Source organism: Streptomyces sp. NPDC088707 (assembly GCF_044752725.1).
Taxonomy (GTDB): domain Bacteria; phylum Actinomycetota; class Actinomycetes; order Streptomycetales; family Streptomycetaceae; genus Streptomyces.
The window spans coordinates 465,340-483,233 of the sequence record NZ_JBIVLV010000006.1 but is presented as its reverse complement, the minus strand read 5'-3'; the positions used below and the strand labels follow the sequence as shown (position 1 = coordinate 483,233).

13 protein-coding genes are annotated in these 17,894 nt (G+C 71.8%); 12 read left to right on the top strand and 1 reads right to left on the bottom strand.

The window, feature by feature from the left end; genetic code table 11:
- The 12 genes from ACIP84_RS21175 to ACIP84_RS21120 all read left to right on the top strand — a co-directional run bounded on the left by ACIP84_RS21175 (position 1) and on the right by ACIP84_RS21120 (position 15,679).
- Positions 1 to 966: a sugar ABC transporter permease gene (locus ACIP84_RS21175; RefSeq protein ID WP_355958174.1), complete on the top strand. Its 966-nt coding sequence runs from the start codon at positions 1 to 3 to the stop codon at positions 964 to 966.
- The gene (locus ACIP84_RS21170; protein WP_401799310.1) at positions 963 to 1,811 is read left to right on the top strand and encodes a carbohydrate ABC transporter permease; all 849 of its coding nucleotides are present in this window, start codon (positions 963 to 965) and stop codon (positions 1,809 to 1,811) included. The genes ACIP84_RS21175 and ACIP84_RS21170 overlap by 4 nt, the downstream gene beginning before the upstream one ends.
- A gap of 79 nt (positions 1,812 to 1,890) precedes the next feature.
- Positions 1,891 to 3,570: a beta-N-acetylhexosaminidase gene (locus ACIP84_RS21165; RefSeq protein ID WP_401799410.1), complete on the top strand. Its 1,680-nt coding sequence runs from the start codon at positions 1,891 to 1,893 to the stop codon at positions 3,568 to 3,570.
- A 225-nt stretch (positions 3,571 to 3,795) separates the two neighbouring features.
- Positions 3,796 to 4,671 carry a xanthine dehydrogenase family protein subunit M gene (locus ACIP84_RS21160; RefSeq protein WP_030324484.1) on the top strand — a complete coding sequence of 292 codons (876 nt, stop codon included), beginning with the start codon at positions 3,796 to 3,798 and terminating at the stop codon, positions 4,669 to 4,671.
- Positions 4,668 to 6,416: a 2Fe-2S iron-sulfur cluster-binding protein gene (locus tag ACIP84_RS21155; RefSeq protein WP_401799308.1), complete on the top strand. Its 1,749-nt coding sequence runs from the start codon at positions 4,668 to 4,670 to the stop codon at positions 6,414 to 6,416. The genes ACIP84_RS21160 and ACIP84_RS21155 overlap by 4 nt, the downstream gene beginning before the upstream one ends.
- The gene (locus tag ACIP84_RS21150; RefSeq protein WP_401799307.1) at positions 6,413 to 8,737 is read left to right on the top strand and encodes a xanthine dehydrogenase family protein molybdopterin-binding subunit; all 2,325 of its coding nucleotides are present in this window, start codon (positions 6,413 to 6,415) and stop codon (positions 8,735 to 8,737) included. Before ACIP84_RS21155 ends, ACIP84_RS21150 begins: the two co-directional genes overlap by 4 nt.
- A 121-nt stretch (positions 8,738 to 8,858) precedes the next feature.
- On the top strand, positions 8,859 to 9,335 hold the full coding sequence (locus ACIP84_RS21145; RefSeq protein WP_401799305.1) for a hypothetical protein: 477 nt from the start codon (positions 8,859 to 8,861) through the stop codon (positions 9,333 to 9,335).
- Between the two features lie 45 nt (positions 9,336 to 9,380).
- Positions 9,381 to 10,919: a hypothetical protein gene (locus tag ACIP84_RS21140; protein ID WP_401799303.1), complete on the top strand. Its 1,539-nt coding sequence runs from the start codon at positions 9,381 to 9,383 to the stop codon at positions 10,917 to 10,919.
- Positions 10,920 to 10,936: 17 nt separating this feature from the next.
- The gene (gene mycP, locus ACIP84_RS21135; protein ID WP_401799301.1) at positions 10,937 to 12,169 is read left to right on the top strand and encodes a type VII secretion-associated serine protease mycosin; all 1,233 of its coding nucleotides are present in this window, start codon (positions 10,937 to 10,939) and stop codon (positions 12,167 to 12,169) included.
- 49 nt (positions 12,170 to 12,218) lie between these two features.
- Positions 12,219 to 12,635 carry a hypothetical protein gene (locus tag ACIP84_RS21130; protein WP_401799300.1) on the top strand — a complete coding sequence of 139 codons (417 nt, stop codon included), beginning with the start codon at positions 12,219 to 12,221 and terminating at the stop codon, positions 12,633 to 12,635.
- Positions 12,636 to 12,671: 36 nt separating this feature from the next.
- Positions 12,672 to 14,990 (top strand): hypothetical protein, encoded by a 2,319-nt coding sequence (locus ACIP84_RS21125; RefSeq protein WP_401799298.1) that lies wholly within the window; start codon positions 12,672 to 12,674, stop codon positions 14,988 to 14,990.
- A gap of 5 nt (positions 14,991 to 14,995) precedes the next feature.
- Positions 14,996 to 15,679, top strand: a complete 684-nt coding sequence (locus ACIP84_RS21120; protein WP_401799296.1) for a hypothetical protein — start codon at positions 14,996 to 14,998, stop codon at positions 15,677 to 15,679.
- A gap of 70 nt (positions 15,680 to 15,749) precedes the next feature.
- Here ACIP84_RS21120 and ACIP84_RS21115 read toward each other — a convergent pair whose 3' ends face one another.
- Positions 15,750 to 17,849: a serine/threonine-protein kinase gene (locus ACIP84_RS21115; protein ID WP_401799294.1), complete on the bottom strand. Its 2,100-nt coding sequence runs from the start codon at positions 17,847 to 17,849 to the stop codon at positions 15,750 to 15,752.
- Positions 17,850 to 17,894 lie beyond the last annotated feature (45 nt).

The window sequence follows — 17,894 nt, the reverse complement described above, 5'->3', positions numbered from 1 at the left end:
ATGACGACCCAGCTCACCGCCACCGAGAAGCGGCCGGGTGCGACCACGCCCCCGGCCGCCCCCCGGCCGGCCCGGCGCGGCGGCCCCAGGGGGCACCGCCCCTGGACCCCCTGGCTGTACCTGCTGCCCGCCCTCGCCGTCCTCGGCGGACTCCTCGTCTACCCCGTCTACCAGCTCGGCCTGATCTCCTTCCTGGAGTACACCCAGGCCCAGGTCAGCGGCGGCGAACCGACCTCCTTCAAGGGCTTCGGCAACTACACGACCCTCTTCGCCGACCCCCAGTTCTGGCAGGTCCTCCTCGCCACCGTCCTCTTCGCCGCCGCCTGCGTCGTCACCACGCTCGCCGTCGGCTGCGCCCTCGCCGTCCTCCTCACGCGCGTGCGTGCCCTGCCGCGGTTCGTCCTGATGATGGCCGCGCTCGGCGCCTGGGCCACGCCCGCGATCACCGGCTCCACGGTCTGGGTCTTCCTCTTCGACCCCGACTTCGGCCCCGTCAACAAGCTGCTCGGGCTCGGCGACTTCTCCTGGACGTACGGGCGGTACAGCGCCTTCGCCCTCGTCCTCCTCGAAGTCGTCTGGTGCTCCTTCCCGTTCGTGATGGTCACCGTCTACGCCGGCATCAAGGCCATCCCGTCCGAGGTCCTGGAGGCCGCCGCCCTCGACGGCGCCTCGCAGTGGCGGATCTGGCGCTCGGTCATGGCGCCGGTGCTCCGGCCGATCCTGGTCGTCGTCACGATCCAGTCGATCATCTGGGACTTCAAGGTCTTCACCCAGATCTACGTGATGACGAACGGCGGCGGCATCGCCGGCCAGAACCTCGTCCTCAACGTGTACGCCTACCAGAAGGCCTTCGCCTCGTCCCAGTACAGCCTGGGCTCGGCGATCGGCGTCGTCATGCTGCTGATCCTGCTGGCCGTGACGCTCGTCTACCTGCGCCTGCTGCGACGTCAGGGAGAAGAACTGTGAGCGCCCCGACCGCTTTCCGCGTCCGCCGCCCCGGCCGCCTCGCCGCCGAGGCCGTCACCCTGCTCGTCGCGGCCGCCGTCGCCTTCCCGCTGTACTGGATGGTCCTCTCGGCCTTCAAGCCGGCCGGTGAGGTCCAGTCCACCGAGCCCCGGCCGTGGACGCTCTCCCCGTCGCTCGACTCGTTCCGGCGCGTCTTCGAACAGCAGGAGTTCGGCCGCTACTTCCTCAACTCGCTGATCGTGGCGGGCACGGTCGTCCTCGCCTCCGCGCTGATCGCCTTCCTCGCGGCGACGGCCGTCACCCGGTTCCGCTTCAGGTTCCGGACGACGCTCCTGATCATGTTTCTGGTCGCCCAGATGGTGCCGGTCGAGGCCCTCACCATCCCGCTGTTCTTCCTCATGCGGGACGCCGGCCAGCTCAACACCCTCGGCTCGCTGATCCTGCCGCACATCGCCTTCTCGCTGCCGTTCGCGATCTGGATGCTGCGCGGCTTCGTCAAGGCGGTCCCCGAGGCGCTGGAGGAGCAGGCCCAGATCGACGGGGCGAGCCGCACCCGGTTCCTGTGGCAGATCCTCTTCCCGCTGGTCTTCCCCGGCCTCGTCGCCACCAGCGTGTTCTCGTTCATCTCCACCTGGAACGACTTCCTCTTCGCGAAGTCGTTCATCATCAGCGACACCTCGCAGTCGACCCTGCCCATGGCCCTGCTCGTCTTCTTCAAGCCCGACGAGAACGACTGGGGGGGAATCATGGCCGGCTCGACCGTGATGACCGTCCCGGTGCTCGTCTTCTTCGTACTCGTACAGCGCCGCCTGGTCTCGGGACTTGGCGGGGCGGTGAAGGACTGACGCGATGACCACCGACGCGACGACCACCGACCCGATGACGACTGACGCGATGACCACCGACGCGACGACCACCGACTCGATGACGACTGACGCGACGACCGCCGCCCCGTACCCCGGCACGGACCTGATCCCGGCGCCGCTCCTCCAGGAGGTGCGCGGGGACACCCCCGGCCGCTTCCCGCTCGACGAGCTGACCACCCTCGACGCCGGACCCGGCACCGGGTCCACCGCCCGCTGGCTCCGTACCGTCCTCGGCGCCGCCACCGGCCTGCCGTTCCCCGACGGCCCCGGCCCGCACGCGATCCGGCTCCGCGTCAGCGAGGACGTGGAGCGGGAGCACGGCCCCGAGGGCTACCGCCTCACCACGGAGCACCCCGAAGCCGCCGTCGTCATCGAGGGCGGCGGCCCCGCCGGGGTGTTCTGGGGCGCCCAGAGCCTCCGCCAGCTGCTCGGCCCCGAGGCCTACCGCAGGGCGCCCGTGGGCGGCGGCGCGCGGGAACTCCCGTACGTCACCGTCGAGGACCGGCCCCGCTTCGGCTGGCGCGGTCTCATGCTCGACGTCTCCCGGCACTTCATGCCCAAGGACGACGTCCTGCGCTACCTCGACCTGCTGGCCGCCCACAAGCTCAACGTCTTCCACTTCCACCTCACCGACGACCAGGGCTGGCGCATCGAGATCAAGCGCCACCCCCGGCTCACCGAGGTCGGCTCCTGGCGGGCCCGCAGCAAGTGGGGCCACCGCGCCTCGCCCCTCTGGGACGACACCCCGCACGGCGGCCACTACACCCAGGACGACATCCGCGAGATCGTCGCCTACGCCGCCGAGCGGCACATCACCGTCGTCCCCGAGATCGACCTCCCCGGCCACTCGCAGGCCGCGATCTGCGCGTACCCCGAGCTCGGCAACACCGACGTCGTCGACACCGCCGCCCTGACCGTCTGGGACACCTGGGGCGTCAACCCCAACGTCCTCGCCCCCACCGAAGCCGTCCTGCGCTTCTACGAGGGCGTCTTCGAGGAGGTCCTCGACCTCTTCCCGGCGGCCGTGTCGCCCTTCGTCCACGTCGGCGGCGACGAGTGCCCCAAGGACCAGTGGAAGGCCTCCCCGGCCGCCCAGGCACGCATCAAGGAACTCGGGCTCGCCGACGAGGACGAGCTCCAGTCCTGGTTCATCCGCCACTTCGACCGCTGGCTCGCCGCCCGCGGCCGGCGGCTCATCGGCTGGGACGAGATCCTGGAGGGCGGCCTCGCCGACGGCGCGGCCGTGTCGTCCTGGCGGGGCTACGGGGGCGGGGTCGCCGCCGCCGAGGCCGGCCACGACGTCGTCATGTGCCCCGAGCAGCACGTCTACCTGGACCACCGTCAGGCGCCGGGCGGGGACGAACCGATGCCGATCGGGTACGTCCGCACCCTGGAGGACGTCTACCGCTTCGAACCCGTCCCGCCGGGCCTCTCGCCGGAGGCCGCCGCCCACATCCTGGGAACCCAGGCCAACGTCTGGACCGAGGTGATGGAGAACCGGTCCCGCGTCGACTACCAGGTCTTCCCGCGCCTCGCCGCCTTCGCCGAGGTCGCCTGGTCCGCGCTGCCCGCGCCGGAGGCGCGTGACTACCCGGCCTTCGCACGCCGGATGCACACCCACTACGCGCGCCTGGACGCCCTCGGCGTGGACTACCGCCCGCCCGCCGGACCCCACCCCCGGCAGCAGCGCCCGGGAGTCCTGGGACGCCCTCGGGAAGGCACGCCCCCGAACGTGTGAGGGACCCGACACCCCCCTTCACCCAAGAGCGGCGAAACGGAAGTTACCGTCACTCGACGGGGCGTCCCGGACGGAACAGTCCTTCGCGGGCCCTCGCGTCGGACCGCTCGGAAGATGTGCCAGAGTTGCCACGTCCGGCCTGTGAGCACGTACGGTACGCCCACACGCAGGCGCGACCGCCGGGCACATTCGGGGACCACCGGGACACCGGGAAGGGGCAGCGGGTTGACCACGCACGCACCACAGACGGCGCAGTCCGTGACGCTGCCCGCCTCGCTCGACGAGGCCGTGGCGGCGCTCACGGCCATGCCGGCCGCCGTCCCCGTCGCCGGTGGCACCGACCTGATGGCAGCCGTCAACAAGGGGCAGCTCCGCCCCGCCGGACTGGTCGGTCTGAGCCGCATCAACGAGATCCGCGGCTGGCAGTACCAGGACGGCCACGCACTGCTCGGGGCGGGACTCACCCACGCGCGCATGGGCCGCCCCGACTTCGCCGCCCTCATCCCCGCCCTCGCCGCCGCCTCCCGCGCCGCGGGACCGCCCCAGATCCGCAACGCGGGCACCCTCGGCGGCAACGTCGTCACCGCCGCGCCCACCGGCGACTCGCTGCCCGTCCTCGCCGCCCTGGAGGCCGACCTGGTCGTCCTCGGGCCGCTCGGCAGCCGCGAGATCCCCGTCTCCCACCTGCTCGCCGGCCGCGACCTGCTGGCCCCCGGCGAACTCGTCGCCTTCGTCCGCGTCCCCCTGCTCCACGCCCCCCAGGTCTTCGTCAAGGCCACCGGCCGGACCGGCCCGGCCCGCGCCACCGCCTCCGTCGCCGTCGTCCTCGACCCGGCCCGGCGCGGGGTGCGCTGCGCGGTCGGCGCCGTGGCGCCGATGCCGCTGCGCCCCCTGGAGGCCGAGCGCTGGATCGCCTCGCTGGTCGACTGGGACAACGACCGGGGACTGGCCCCCGAGGCGCTCGCGGCCTTCGGCGAGTACGTCGCCGCCGCCTGCATCCCGGACCCGCCGGGCGACGAAGTGTTGCCCCCGGCCGTACTGCACCTGCGGCGCACCGTCGCCGCACTCGCCCGACGGGCACTGGGGAGGGCACTCTCGTGAGCAACGAACAGCAGCGTCAGCAGCAGAACTCCGGCGGCTGGGAGCCGATCCCGCAGAGCGAGGGGTACGACGGGGACGCCACCGCGTTCGTCCAGCTGCCGCCCGACTTCATGCTGGACGGCGTCCCCCTGGAGGCGCCCGGCCACGGCTACGTACCGCCGATGATCACTCCGCTGCAGCCGCTCGACCCGGCGGCGACCGACCCGTCGGCGACGGGCACGTGGAACGTCCACCTGCCGACGCAGGCGGAGCATACGCAGTACTTCGACGGGACGGAGTACGCGGAGCGGGGCGGGTACGGCGAGCAGGCCGGGCAGGGCGGGTACGCCGACGGGCAGCGCGGGTACGCCGACGGGCAGGGCGCGTACGCCGCCGACCGGGCCGGGCACGCGGCCGGGCACGCCGGGCACACGGCCGGGCACGCCGGGCATACGGCCGGGCAGGCCGGGCACGCCGGGCACGCCGGGCACACGGAGTACGCCGAGCACTTCGAGCAGGACCCGCACGCGACGTCCGAGTGGCGCTTCACGGAGATGACGGAGGCGACGGCACCCGTCGGCTCCGGCGCCACGGGTCAGTGGGAGATTCCGGGCGTACCGGGCATGCCCGAGGTGGCCGAAGAGGCGGGCTCCGCCGAGGAGTCGGGCGACTTCGCCGCCTCGGCCGTCCGGCCGTACGCGGAGGCCCCGGCGACCCTGCCGGGCGGCGCCCCGGCCCCGTGGGCCGTGCAGCGGGAGCCGGCGGCCGAGCGGGTCGCGGAGCCGGGCGCGGAAGCGGTCGCGGGACCGACGGCTGAGGGTGTGGCGGACACCGCCGTCGCCGACGCGGGCGCCGAAGCCGGGGAGGAGCAGGGCGCGAGCCCGGCGCCGAACGGGACGGCGGAGTCGGCCGGGAGGGTGGCGGAAGCGGAGGCGCGGGGTCAGGACGGCGGGCCGGACGCGACCGAAGCGCCCCCCATGTCCGACCCGACTGATCTGTCCGACCTGTCCGCCCCGTCCGACCTGTCCAGTGCCTCGGGCCAGTCCGATGCGTCCCACGTGTCCCACGTGTCCGGTGCGTCCGACCCGTCCGACACGTCCGGCCGGGCGCCGGAGGCGGACACCGCCCCCGAGTCCTCGAACGCGATCCCCGCCGCACCCGCCGCACCCGACGCGGGCCTCGCCGCCTCCACCGACAGCGACGAGCACCCCCACACCTCGTACACCCTCCGGGTCAACGGCGCCGACCGGCCCGTCACCGGCTCCTGGATCGGCGAGTCGCTGCTGTACGTCCTGCGTGAGCGCCTCGGCCTCGCCGGGGCGAAGGACGGCTGTTCGCAGGGCGAGTGCGGCGCGTGCAACGTGCAGGTCGACGGCCGGCTCGTCGCCTCCTGCCTGGTTCCCGCGGCGACCGCCGCCGGGAGCGAGGTGCGGACGGTCGAGGGCCTCGCGGTCGACGGGGAGCCCTCGGACGTGCAGCGGGCGCTGGCCCGGTGCGGCGCCGTCCAGTGCGGCTTCTGCATTCCCGGCATGTGCATGACCGTGCACGACCTCCTCGAGGGCAACCACGCCCCCACCGAACTCGAGACCCGCCAGGCGCTCGCGGGCAACCTGTGCCGCTGCTCCGGCTACCGGGGCGTCCTCGACGCCGTGAAGGACGTCGTGTCCGAGCGCGAGGCGAGCGCCGCGGCCGCCGCGTCCGACGCTGGCGAAGAGCCCCGGGTCCCGCACCAGATTCCCCACCCGCACGACGGAGGCATGGCGTGAGCGACGCGATCACCGCCGTTCCCACGATCCCGGTCCTCGACACCCCCGGGACTCTGGGCCAGGAGCCGGCCGCGCACGGCCTCGGCACCTCGCTTCCGCAGGCCGAGGCGAGGGCGAAGACCGAGGGCACTTTCCCGTACGCCTCCGACCTGTGGGCCGAGGGGCTGCTCTGGGCCGCGATCCTGCGCTCCCCGCACCCGCACGCGCGCATCGTCTCCGTCGACACGAGCGCCGCCACCGCCATGGCGGGCGTACGGGCCGTGGTGACGGCCGCGGACGTGCCCGGCGCCGCGACGTACGGCCGTCGGGTCGCCGACCGGCCGGTGTTCGCCTCCGACCTGGTCCGGCACCACGGCGAGGCGATCGCCGCCGTCGCCGCCGACCACCCCGACACGGCCCGGCTCGCGGCCGCCGCGATCGCCGTCGAGTACGAGGTGCTCGACCCGGTGACGGACCCGGAGAAGGCGTTCGCGGCCGAGGCGCTGCACCCCGACGGGAACCTGATCCGGCACATCCCGCTGCGCTTCGGCGACCCCGACGCGACGGGCGAGATCGTCGTCGAGGGCCTGTACCGGATCGGGCGGCAGGACCCGGCGCCGATCGGCGCCGAGGCGGGTCTGGCCGTACCGCGCCCGGACGGCGGCGTGGAGCTCTACACCGCCTCGACCGACCCGCACACCGACCGGGACCTGGCCGCCGCCTGCTTCGGCCTTCCGCCCGAGCAGGTCAAGCTGGTGGTGACCGGCGTGCCCGGCGCCACGGGCGACCGCGAGGACCCGGGCTTCCAGATCCCGCTGGGCCTGCTGGCGCTGCGGACCGGTTGCCCGGTCAAGCTCACCGCCACGCGCGAGGAGTCCTTCCTCGGCCACGCCCACCGGCACCCCACCCTGCTGCGCTACCGGCACCACGCGGACGCGGAGGGACGCCTGGTGAAGGTGGAGGCGCAGATCCTGCTCGACGCGGGCGCGTACGCCGACTCCTCGTCGGAGTCGCTCGCGGCGGCCGTGGCCTTCGCCTGCGGTCCGTACGTCGTGCCGCACGCCTTCGTCGAGGGCTGGGCGGTCCGTACGAACAACCCGCCGTCCGGCCATGTGCGGGGCGAGGGCGCGATGCAGGTGTGCGCGGCGTACGAGGCGCAGATGGACAAACTCGCGGTGAAACTGGGCGTGGACCCGGCGGAGCTGCGCATGCGGAACGTGATGTCCACCGGCGACATCCTGCCGACGGGCCAGACGGTGACCTGCCCGGCTCCGGTCGCCGAACTCCTCTCCGCCGTACGCGACTTCCCGCTCCCTCCGCTGCCCAAGGACACCCCCGAGGGTGAGTGGCTGCTGCCCGGCGGCCCCGAGGGCGCGGGCGAACCGGGCGCGGTGCGACGGGGCGTGGGCTACGCGCTGGGCATGGTGCACATGCTGGGCGCCGAGGGTACGGACGAGGTCTCGACGGCGACCGTGCGGGTCCAGGACGGGGTGGCGACGGTCATCTGCTCGGCCGTGGACACCGGTTCGGGCTTCTCGACGCTCGCCCGCCAGATCGTGCAGGACACGCTCGGCATCGACGAGGTCCACATGGCTCCGGTCGACACCGACCAGCCGCCGGCCGGGCCCGCGGCCCACGGCCGCCACACCTGGGTCTCCGGCGGGGCGGTGGAGCGGGCCGCGAAGATGGTCCGTACGCAGCTTCTCCAGCCGCTGGCCCACCAGTTCGGCATGTCGACGGAGCTCCTCCAGATCACCGACGGCAAGATCACCTCCTATGACGGGGTGCTGTCGACGACCGTCACGGAGGCGATGGACGGCAAGGAGCTCTGGGCCACCGCCCAGTGCCGCCCGCACCCGACGGAGCCGCTGGACGAGGCGGGCCAGGGCGACGCGTTCGTCGGCCTCGCGTTCTGCGCGATCCGCGCGGTGGTCGACGTGGACATCGAACTCGGCGCCGTACGCGTCGTGGAGATGGCCGTCGCCCAGGACGTCGGCCGCGTCCTGAACCCGGCCCAGCTCGCCACCCGTATCGAGGCGGGCGTCACCCAGGGCGTCGGCGCGGCCCTCACGGAGAACCTCCGCACCGCCCGGGGCCTGGTCCGGCACCCCGACCTCACCGGATACGCACTCCCGACATCCCTGGACGCCCCGGACATTCGCATCGTGAAACTCGTCGAAGAGCGCGACGTCGTGGCGCCGTTCGGCGCGAAGGCGGCGAGCGCGATCCCGGTCGTCACCTCACCCGCCGCAGTGGCCTCAGCGGTACGCGCGGCGACAGGCCGCCCGGTCAACCGCCTCCCGATCCGCCCCCAGGCAGCGGTGGCCGTGCCCAATTCGTAACCCTGTGATGTCCGTTGCTTGTGCAACCCGGAGGTGCGCACTGTCGTCGTTCCTGACTACAGTGGACTTCTGGACTTGGCAGTAACGGCGGACGGTTGTTCGACGGGGGAGGAGCGCGGGCATGGAAGCCTACGTGGACGGGGGCGGGTACGGGATGCAGGCGATGAGTGCCGATGCGGTGCGCTACAACACCGAGTCCATGTCGGAGTTCAAGACGAGCATCGACGGTCTGATCGAGATGCTCACCTCTTCGGAGGCCGGCACGGGCAAGATGAAGGCCGACCCGCTGGGGCGCCTGAAGTTCGGCGGCGGTGGTGCGGCCTGGGGCGAGGCGAGCAGCATCTACACCTCGTACGAGACCGTCCTCGGGCAGCTGACGGAGCTCTCCGGCCTGCTGCAGGACTGCCTGGAGGGCCTCGGCATCGCGGTCGTCGCGTCGAAGGACGGCTTCGAGCAGATGGACGACGACGTCAAGCAGAAGATGATCAACATTCACCAGCGGACCGACGAAGCCAAGACGAAGGCGGACCGCGAGGCCGGGCGCATCCCGGAGACCGGGAACGACCAGACGGGCGACGGAGCCGGCGCCTACCGCTAGAGCGGGCGCGGACGGAATGTCGGGGACACGGGGAAGAGGCGAAGGATGAGGCCAGCAGAGGGTGGCGGCGGAGGCGGCGGCACCGATTTCACCTCCATGACGCACCAGCAGATGCTGGATTGGCTGGACGAAGCCAGCGAATCCGGCGTGAGGATCGCGGGCGACCGCCTGAAGGCGGCGGCCGAGAAGCTGCTGGAGATCGCGGACCAGCTCAAGAACCGCTCGACCCGTGTGGAGTGGGAGGGCGAAGCCGAGAAGGCCTTCAACGTGTGGGCCGAAGGCGTGGTGAGCTCGACCAAGTCGCTCAGCGAATACAGCGCCAACGGGGCCCTGGAGATGCACAAGACGGCATCGGCCATCGCCAGTGCCAAGAGCGCCATGCCGCGCTACACCTCCCACGAGTCCGCCAAGGCGAACCTGGCCGCCGCGCAGAAGTACCACAACGACCCCGACGCGGCGGGCGTCGCCCGTGACGCGCAGAGGTCGATCTCCGCCAAGGAGGACCTCCAGGCCATTCTGGCCAAGGAGGCGGAGACCAAGCGGGCGGCGGAAGACGAGATGCGCAAGCTCTCGTCCGCGTACTTCTGGTCGGGCTTCCACATGACGAGCGTGCAGCCGCCGACGTTCCCGCCGCCGCCGGGCGACTTCGTGCCGGCGAGCGCCGGCGAGCGCGGATCGGGGTCCACCTCCAGCGGCTACGCCCCGCAGGGCGAGCGGCACACCGTGGGCACCGAGCGGACCACGGGGCCGTCCACCCCCCACACCCAGCCGGACACCCGGACGACGCCCGAGACGACCATCCCCCTCCCGCCGTCCTCCACCAAGGACCCGTCGGGACCGACCCACGTCGTCCGCCCCGACGTGCGGCCCGACGTGCCCGTGGACCTCGGCATCGACAGCGTCGACACCAAGACGCCGCCGACCACGCCGACCGGACCCACGACGCAGACCCCGGGCACGCCGCCGCCGATCACCAAGCCGGACGGTAGCGCGCCTCCGTTCGTGACGACGCCCGGCCTGCCCCCGCTCCCGTCCAAGGGCGGCCAGGGAAAGCTGCCTCCCACCGGTCCCGTCACCGGCGGCATGCGCAACCCGCTGAACACCACGACCGGCCCGCGCGGCCTGCCGACCGGCCCCGGCCCGCTGGGCGGTCCTCGCGAGGGCATCAGCGGCGGCAAGGCCGTGCCCAACATGAACGGACGTCCCCAGACCGGACTTCCGCGCAGCACCGTCATCGGCACCGAGCAGGGCCGCAACGGCACGGGCATGGGCCGCGCGCCCATGGGCGGCGGCATGGGCGGCCCGATGGGCAGCGGCATGGGCGGCGGCCAGAACGGCATCACCGGGGGGCGTCGTCTCGCCGGCGAGACCGGCGGCATCGTCGGCGGCAAGGCGCAGCGCGCCAGTGCCACCGGCGGCAGCGCGCGTCCCTTCACGCCCGGCGGCTCCGGCCTCGTGCGCGGAGGCTCCACGCAGCAGCCCGGTGAGCGCGAGGAGACGAACGGAGAGCGTCCCGACTACCTGGTCGAGGACGAGGAGACCTGGCAGCAGGGGCGCCGCGTGGCGCCGCCCGTCATCGACTGATCAGCGCGAGGAAGCAGATGCGTACCAGCAGTATTCGTCGGAGCCGTGCCCGAGTCACCGCCTCGGCCGCCTTGGGGATGCTGCTGGTGGGCATCGCTTCCGTTCCCGCCCACGCGGAGGGCGTCCGCGACCGGCAGTGGCATCTGACCGCGATGGGCGCGGAGGAGATCTGGCAGCTCAGCACGGGCAAGGGCGTGACCGTCGCGGTCATCGACTCCGGTGTGGAGAGGCAGAACCCGGACCTTCCGGGACAGGTGCTCAAGGGCAGCGACCTCGCACCGGGAGAGGCCGGAGACGAGTTCACCGACTACACCGGCCACGGCACGAACATGGCCGGCCTCATCGCGGGCACGGGCAAGGCCAACGGAGGACAGGGCGCTTACGGCCTCGCCCCCGGAGCCAAGATCCTTCCCGTGCGCGTGCCCGGATCGGAAGGCGGCAAGGGAAGCCAGGCCGCGGCCGACCGCGAGTTCAACGCCGTCATGCCCAAGGCCATCCGGTTCGCGGTCGACTCCGGCGCGAAGGTCGTCAACATCTCGCAGGGTTCACAGGTCGGATCGCAGCAGCTCACGGATGCCGTGAAGTACGCCCTGGACAAGGGCGCCCTGGTCTTCGCATCCGTCGGCAACACCGGCGACAAGTCCAACAAGCCGGAGTACCCGGGAGCGACCCCCGGTGTCGTCGGTGTCGGCGCCATCGACGAGAAGCTGAAGCGTCTTCCCCTCTCCCAGTCCGGTCCGCAGGTGGACATGGTGGCCGCCGGCAAGGACACCGTCGCCGCTTGTGGCGGCGGCCGTGTCTGTACCTCCAGCGGTACCAGTAACGCCACCGCCCTCGCGTCCGCGACCGCCGCGCTCATCTGGTCGAAGCACCCCGACTGGACCAACAACCAGGTCCTGAAGGTCATGCTCAACACCATCTCCCCGCCGACCGAGGGCCCCAAGCGCAGCGACTACATCGGCTACGGTGCGGTCCGCCCGCTCCGTGCGCTGAAGACGCCCGGTGACCCCGGTCCGGCCGACGTCCGTCCCATCGACGATCTCGGCGAGGCCGTGACGCCGTCCGCCTCCGCCTCGGCGGACCCGGCCCCGGCGGAGTCCTCCGTCGCGCCCGCCCCCGCACCGGCCGCGACCCAGGCCGCGAGCGAGGGCGGCGGAAACACCGGCCTGTGGATCGGCCTCGGCATCGGCGCGGCCGTGCTGATCGGTGCCGCGATCGCCGTACCCGTGCTCCGTTCGCGGCGGGGCTGAGCCCGACCCCCCGCTGCCGGACGTCCGTAACTCACTCATGGGGAACCAGATGTCGTTCGACGAGGAGTGGAGCCAAGTCCGCGGCGAGACCGCGGCGATGAGGCTCAACAGCGTGCCCGCCGAAGGCGGCGGTGGTGGTGGTCCCAGTGACTACAAGGTGACGTCCGCCGATCTCAAGGCCATCGGCAACGAGGCCCAGGAGCTCTTCCACTGGTTCGAGCGGGACGCCTTCCACGCGGGCGCCCAGACGGACGCGGCGGCCAAGAGCCTTGACGGCGACGGGTTCCGGACCGGATCGGCGATGTGGACCATGTGGGACACCTGGCGCGGTCAGGCCGAGACGCTCCTCAGTGCCTGCGCGCACATCCACAACCACCTTGAGGACACCGTCATCAGCCATGCCAACCATGAGGAAGTTCTGGTCACGAACTTCTCCATGTCCACGATCGACGAACACTTCAACTGAGCCGACGCGCCTGCCAGTGGCTGACGAGGGAAACAGATGCTGAAGTTCGACCAGGTCCTCCACGCCCACCTCGCGAGTCTCAAGGAGGCCGTGACGGGTTGGTCCGAGACGGTGACCAAGCTGGAGAAGGCCAAGGAGAAGGCGGAGACGGGGCTTCAGGGCAAGGCCGACAAGGCGGACTGGAAGGGCGAGAACGCCGGCGTGACGCAGGCGTTCGTCCGGAAGACGGCCAAGGAGTTCGGCGACGCCCTGACCGAGGCGACCAGCATCCGCAACATCCTGCGGGACGCGGAGACCGAGTTCCAGGCCGCGAAGAGCGAGCTGGAGAAGCTGGTCGCGGAGGCGCCCGGCAAGGGCATGCGGATCGACCAGGACGGCGTGGTGAGTCACCTGATCCGCCCCGACAGCCGGGCCAAGAACTACGACGGTCCCAAGCCCGAAGCGGCCGACTTCGAGGCGATGAACGCGGCGATCAAGGCTGCGATCGCCCGCGCCGACGACGCCGACGACGTCGCTTCCCGCGCCCTGCGTGGGCTCGTCGGCAATGACCAGAACAACTTCTCCGGCACGCGGTACGACTCCCTCAAGGCCGCCTCCAAGGCGCAGGACGCCGAGGACGCGCACGCCGCCTACGAGCTGTACAAGAAGGGCGACGAGGCCACCCCGGCGGAGATCGACAAGCTCAACGCCCTCTTCAGGGCCAACCAGAAGGACCCGTACTTCGCCGAGAAGTTCGCCCTGGAGGTCGGACCGAAGGGCAGCATGGAGTACTGGGCCGACATGGGCGACCCGAGCGACGGCTCGCGCCTCGGTGTCGACCACCGGGACAAGCTGAAGGAGCTCCAGACGAACTGGAGCATGACGCTCGCCACCGCCACGCATTCCACCAGCCCCGAGATGGAGCAGTGGAAGGCCGACGTCATCAAGGCCGGCGGCGAGCCCATCCAGACGCGCGGCACCAGCCCGTACGGCTTCCAGGTCATGAGCAACCTGATGCGGGTCGGCGACTACGACGACAAGTTCCTCAAGGACTACGGCAACGGACTCGTCATCACCGAGCGGAAGATGACACACGACGGCCGGCTGCCCGCCGACCGCGCCTGGCACGCCATGGGCGGCATGCCGAGCCACCTGAACTGGCAGGGCGGCGACCTCGGCAACGACCCCATGATCGGCTTCATGGAGGGGCTCGGGCACAACCCGAAGGCGTCGACGGACTTCTTCAGCGGCAGCATCGACCTCACGCCGGAGAACTCCAAGGACGACAAGAAGATCGACCCGTTCGACTACTTCACCAAGGACCGCGAGTGGCCCGAGGAGCTCAACGACAAGGGTGACAGGACCAGGGAGCCCGGCTACAACGCGCTCGGTCACGCCCTGGAGTCCGCGACCACCGGCCATCCGTACGACGCCGAGACCGAGGGTCTCAAGGACGTGCGGACCAAGGAGAACGCGGAGGTCATGCAGAAGGTCGTCGAGCGGTACGGCAACGATCCCAAGTACATGCACGAGCAGCCGGGCATCGACGACAGCCTCGGCAAGATGGGCGCCGCCTACATCGACGAGCTGAACCGCTCCCTGGAGACGGACAGCGACACGACGATGGAGGAGAAGAAGAACTCGCCCTTCGGCAACAACGACGACAAGGGCAAGTCCCGCTTCGGTGAGGAGTTCGACACCGGACTGCTCTGGAACCGCGGCGACGCCGTCAACTTCATGGGCATCGTGTCCCAGAGCGAGACCGGCCACGCCACTCTCTCGGCCGCCGAGACGCTCTACACGACGAGCGTCCTCGACGAGGTCGGCCCCAAGCCCGGGTCCACCTTCGACGAGCGCGACCTCACCGACGCGCGCACCACGCTCCGTATCGGGTCCGAGGCGCAGGGGATCATGGACGAGTCCCGCATGGCGCAGATCGACAAGGACTACGAGAAGGACTCCGAGGAGCACAAGAAGGCCGTCGGCCGGACGACCGAATGGGTCAAGTTCGGCATCGGCGCGGCCGCCGCGGGCGGTGTCGTCGCACTGACCGGCGGTGCCGGTGGCGTACTCGTACCGCTGGCCGCCGAGACGGTGGGAGGTGCCGTGACGACCTTCATCGGCATGGAAGCCGACGACATGGCCGAGAAGTACGAGAAGGACGAGCTGCTCAAGAAGAAGTCCGACGACCTCAAGAACGAGGCCCTCGCCATGGGCAAGGAGAACTCGCTCCGCCCCGGCATCGCCTACGCGAACGCGCCCGGCTGGAGCGAGCGTGACCGCAACTACCTGGATGAGATGCTGGTCGACCAGGTCCGCGACGCCCGCCTGCACGCCCGGGACAACGCGCTCCCCGACCCGTACGAGAAGAAGTGACGCACATGCGGTCCGCGCTGACGCGACTTGGGGCGGCTGCGGCCGTGGCCGCCCTCCTCACGAGCTGCTCCGGGGGGAACGACGACGGCGGCGCCGGTACGAAGGAACCCGGCGGCCTGTCGGCAGCCGAGGTGTGTCGGGGCGGCTTCGCCGAGGACGCTGCCGCCACAGCGGCCCTGAAGGACGTCATGGGCGATGGCCGCTTCGGCGACGGCCTTGCGGAGTCGGAACCGGACAAGGCCCTCGACGAACTGCGGAAGGCCTCCCCGGAGCAGTGGGCCGAGTCCTACCGGCCGGAGTCGCGGCGGTACTGCTGGTTCTGGCCCGCCGGGGACGGAGGCGGCGAGAAGGACCTTCAGATCCAACTGAGCCCGGCTCGGTCGGCCCCGGGACTGAATCCGGAACACGCCAAGAAGGTGACCTCCTACGCCTCGGGGCTGCAGGCCTACGCCTCCTCCGGTTTCAGCAGGGTCTACTTCACCTGCCGTGTGAAGGCGCCCGCTCGCGAGATCGTCGTCGAGACGGTGGTGCGGGGGCCGGCCGGCATCCCGGACACGGATCTGGACCGGCGGACCCGGCTGGTCACCCTAGCCAACGCGGCGGCCCGGAAGGTCTCCAAGGAGCTGGGCTGTGAGAAGGACGGGCTCGCGACGGGCGTGCCCTCGCCCACCGCGCATCCGACGTCCTGAGAAGACCCTTCACTCCCTGCGATCCGCCGTACACGGGCTCGCACCGGCGACGGCGCGAGCCTGAGGCGACCTACACCCCGAGCACCGGAAGCGCTCCGATCCGGCCGCCCCGGGCGACGAAGACGCGGTTGCCGCCGCTTGCCAGCTGGTAGGTGCCCTGGCGCTCCATCTCGATGACGAACAGGCGCACGTGGGTGGTCTTGTGGACGACCTGGATGTGGCTGTTGTCCGGGGAGTGGAGCCAGACCGTCGCCCCCTCGACGGCCGGCGGGTTGACGGTTCCGGGGCCCGTTCCGTCCATGACCTCGTACCAGTCGGAGACGGGGAAGCGGACGTCCCGCATGGTGGAGTACCGGTAGGCGTTGTACCTGTTCATCGCGAAGACGAGATCACCGGTGGCGGTCGGCGTGCCCCACACGCCCGCGGTGCTGCCGGCCTCCTCCTCCCAGAGGAAGTCGCCGCGGTCGAGTCGGCGGGCCGTCAGTTTGCGGCCGCCGAAGTAGGCGGCGTTGTTGGCGCCGAGTGCCGGGGCCTGGCCGTCGGTGCCCTGGTCCTTGATCTCCCAGTCCGTCTCGCCCGTCGCCGTGTACAGGGCGGCGCAGTGGCCGTCCCTGCCGTGGATCACCAGCCGCTTCTTTCCCACGGCCGCCTTCGCGGGGCCGTGCGGGGAGCGCGGGGACGTCATCGGGCGGGTCCAGGTGGTGGCCAGGGTCCAGGCGTCGACGGCCCGCAGCTCGTTGTCCTTCGTCACGAGGTAGACGTGCGTGTCGTCCGCGGCGAGGACGTCTTCGACGTCGGACTGCGTCTGCCAGACGGGGGCGCCGGTGGAGGCGACGAACGCGCTCAGGACGCCGTTCCTGTCGACCCCGACGACGAGCCGGTCGGCGACGGAGACGAAACCGGCGTCCGAGTCGATGTCCTTGGCACGCCAGCGTTCCTTGCCGTTCGTGACGGAGAGGGCGAGGAGGCCGCCCGTCTTCGCCTGCACGATCACCACATCCCGTACGGGAAGGGGCAGTTCGCCCTCGGCCGCCATCACGTCGAACGGTCCCCACAGTGCCTTCGGGGACTCGCCCGGCTTCATGTCGATGGCCGAGACGAAAGCGGCCTCCGGGGTCGCCACTGCCGGGGGCACATCGGCCGTCGGGGACTTCGTACCCTCCCGGTTCAGCCACCACGCGCCCGTCCCGCCACCCGCGCCCAGGACCGCCACGCCCACGGCGGCGCCGGTGAGGAAGCGGCGTCGGGACGGTGAGCCGGACGGTGCGACGGTGTCCGCGGGGGCGGTCAGGCGCTTCGTGGCCGTCTCGCGCCGCTTGATGTCGTCGGCGAGCGGACCCTTGCGCCAGGCCCGGTCCGCGCCCTTCGGCGGGGCGAAGGCCTCCGCCACCTGCGGGGGCTGCGGGCGGTACGCCGGGTCCTTCGCCAGGCACGGCTCGATCAACTCCCGCAGCTCCGGCGGGACCAGGCTCAGTTCGGGAGTCCCGTGCACGACCTCGTACTGGACCGCGGGCACGTGCGCGCCGTCGAAGGCGCGCCGCCCGCTCGCCGCGTACGCGAGGACCGCGCCGAGCGAGAAGACGTCGGACGCCGGGCCGACCCGCCGGCCGAGGACCTGCTCGGGAGCCCCGTATCCCGGGGTGACGGGGATCTGGCCCGTCGTCGTCAGCGTGAGGCCGTGCTCGGGGCGGGCGATGCCGAAGTCGATGATGCGCGGGCCCGTGGAGGTGAGCACGATGTTCGCGGGCTTCAGGTCGCGGTGGATCAGACCGGCCGCGTGGATGTCGTGCAGCGTACGGGCGAGGTGGCAGGCCAGGGCGCGGACGGTCGGCACGTCCATCGGGCCGTACGCGCGGACCGCCTCGTCGAGCGTCGGCCCGGCGAGGAACTCGGCGGCGATCCACGGCCGCCCGCCCTCGGTCTGCGCCCCGAGAACCCGGGCCACGCCCTTGCTGGTGACGGCCCGCGCCATGTCGGCCTCGCGGACGAAGCGCTGGGCGAGGTGCTGGTCGTGGGCGAGTTCGGGCCGCAGGACCTTGACGGCCGCGGGAGCGCCGTCGCCGTCCCGTCCGACGTACACCTTGCCCATGCCGCCCTCGCCGAGGACGCCGAGCAGGCGGTACGGGCCGAGCCGGAGCGGGTCGCCGGTGGCGAGGGGCAGCGTGGTCACGAGTGGTCTCCGGGTCGGTGGGGGGCGATGTCGGCCGGTGGAACG

Coding starts and splice junctions, on each gene's coding strand:
- ACIP84_RS21175 (WP_355958174.1), top strand. CDS start 1: ATGACGACCCAGCTCACCGCCACCGAGAAGCGGCCGGGTGCGACCACG.
- ACIP84_RS21165 (WP_401799410.1), top strand. CDS start 1,891: ATGACGACTGACGCGACGACCGCCGCCCCGTACCCCGGCACGGACCTG.
- ACIP84_RS21145 (WP_401799305.1), top strand. CDS start 8,859: ATGGAAGCCTACGTGGACGGGGGCGGGTACGGGATGCAGGCGATGAGT.
- ACIP84_RS21140 (WP_401799303.1), top strand. CDS start 9,381: ATGAGGCCAGCAGAGGGTGGCGGCGGAGGCGGCGGCACCGATTTCACC.
- mycP (WP_401799301.1), top strand. CDS start 10,937: ATGCGTACCAGCAGTATTCGTCGGAGCCGTGCCCGAGTCACCGCCTCG.
- ACIP84_RS21130 (WP_401799300.1), top strand. CDS start 12,219: ATGTCGTTCGACGAGGAGTGGAGCCAAGTCCGCGGCGAGACCGCGGCG.
- ACIP84_RS21125 (WP_401799298.1), top strand. CDS start 12,672: ATGCTGAAGTTCGACCAGGTCCTCCACGCCCACCTCGCGAGTCTCAAG.
- ACIP84_RS21120 (WP_401799296.1), top strand. CDS start 14,996: ATGCGGTCCGCGCTGACGCGACTTGGGGCGGCTGCGGCCGTGGCCGCC.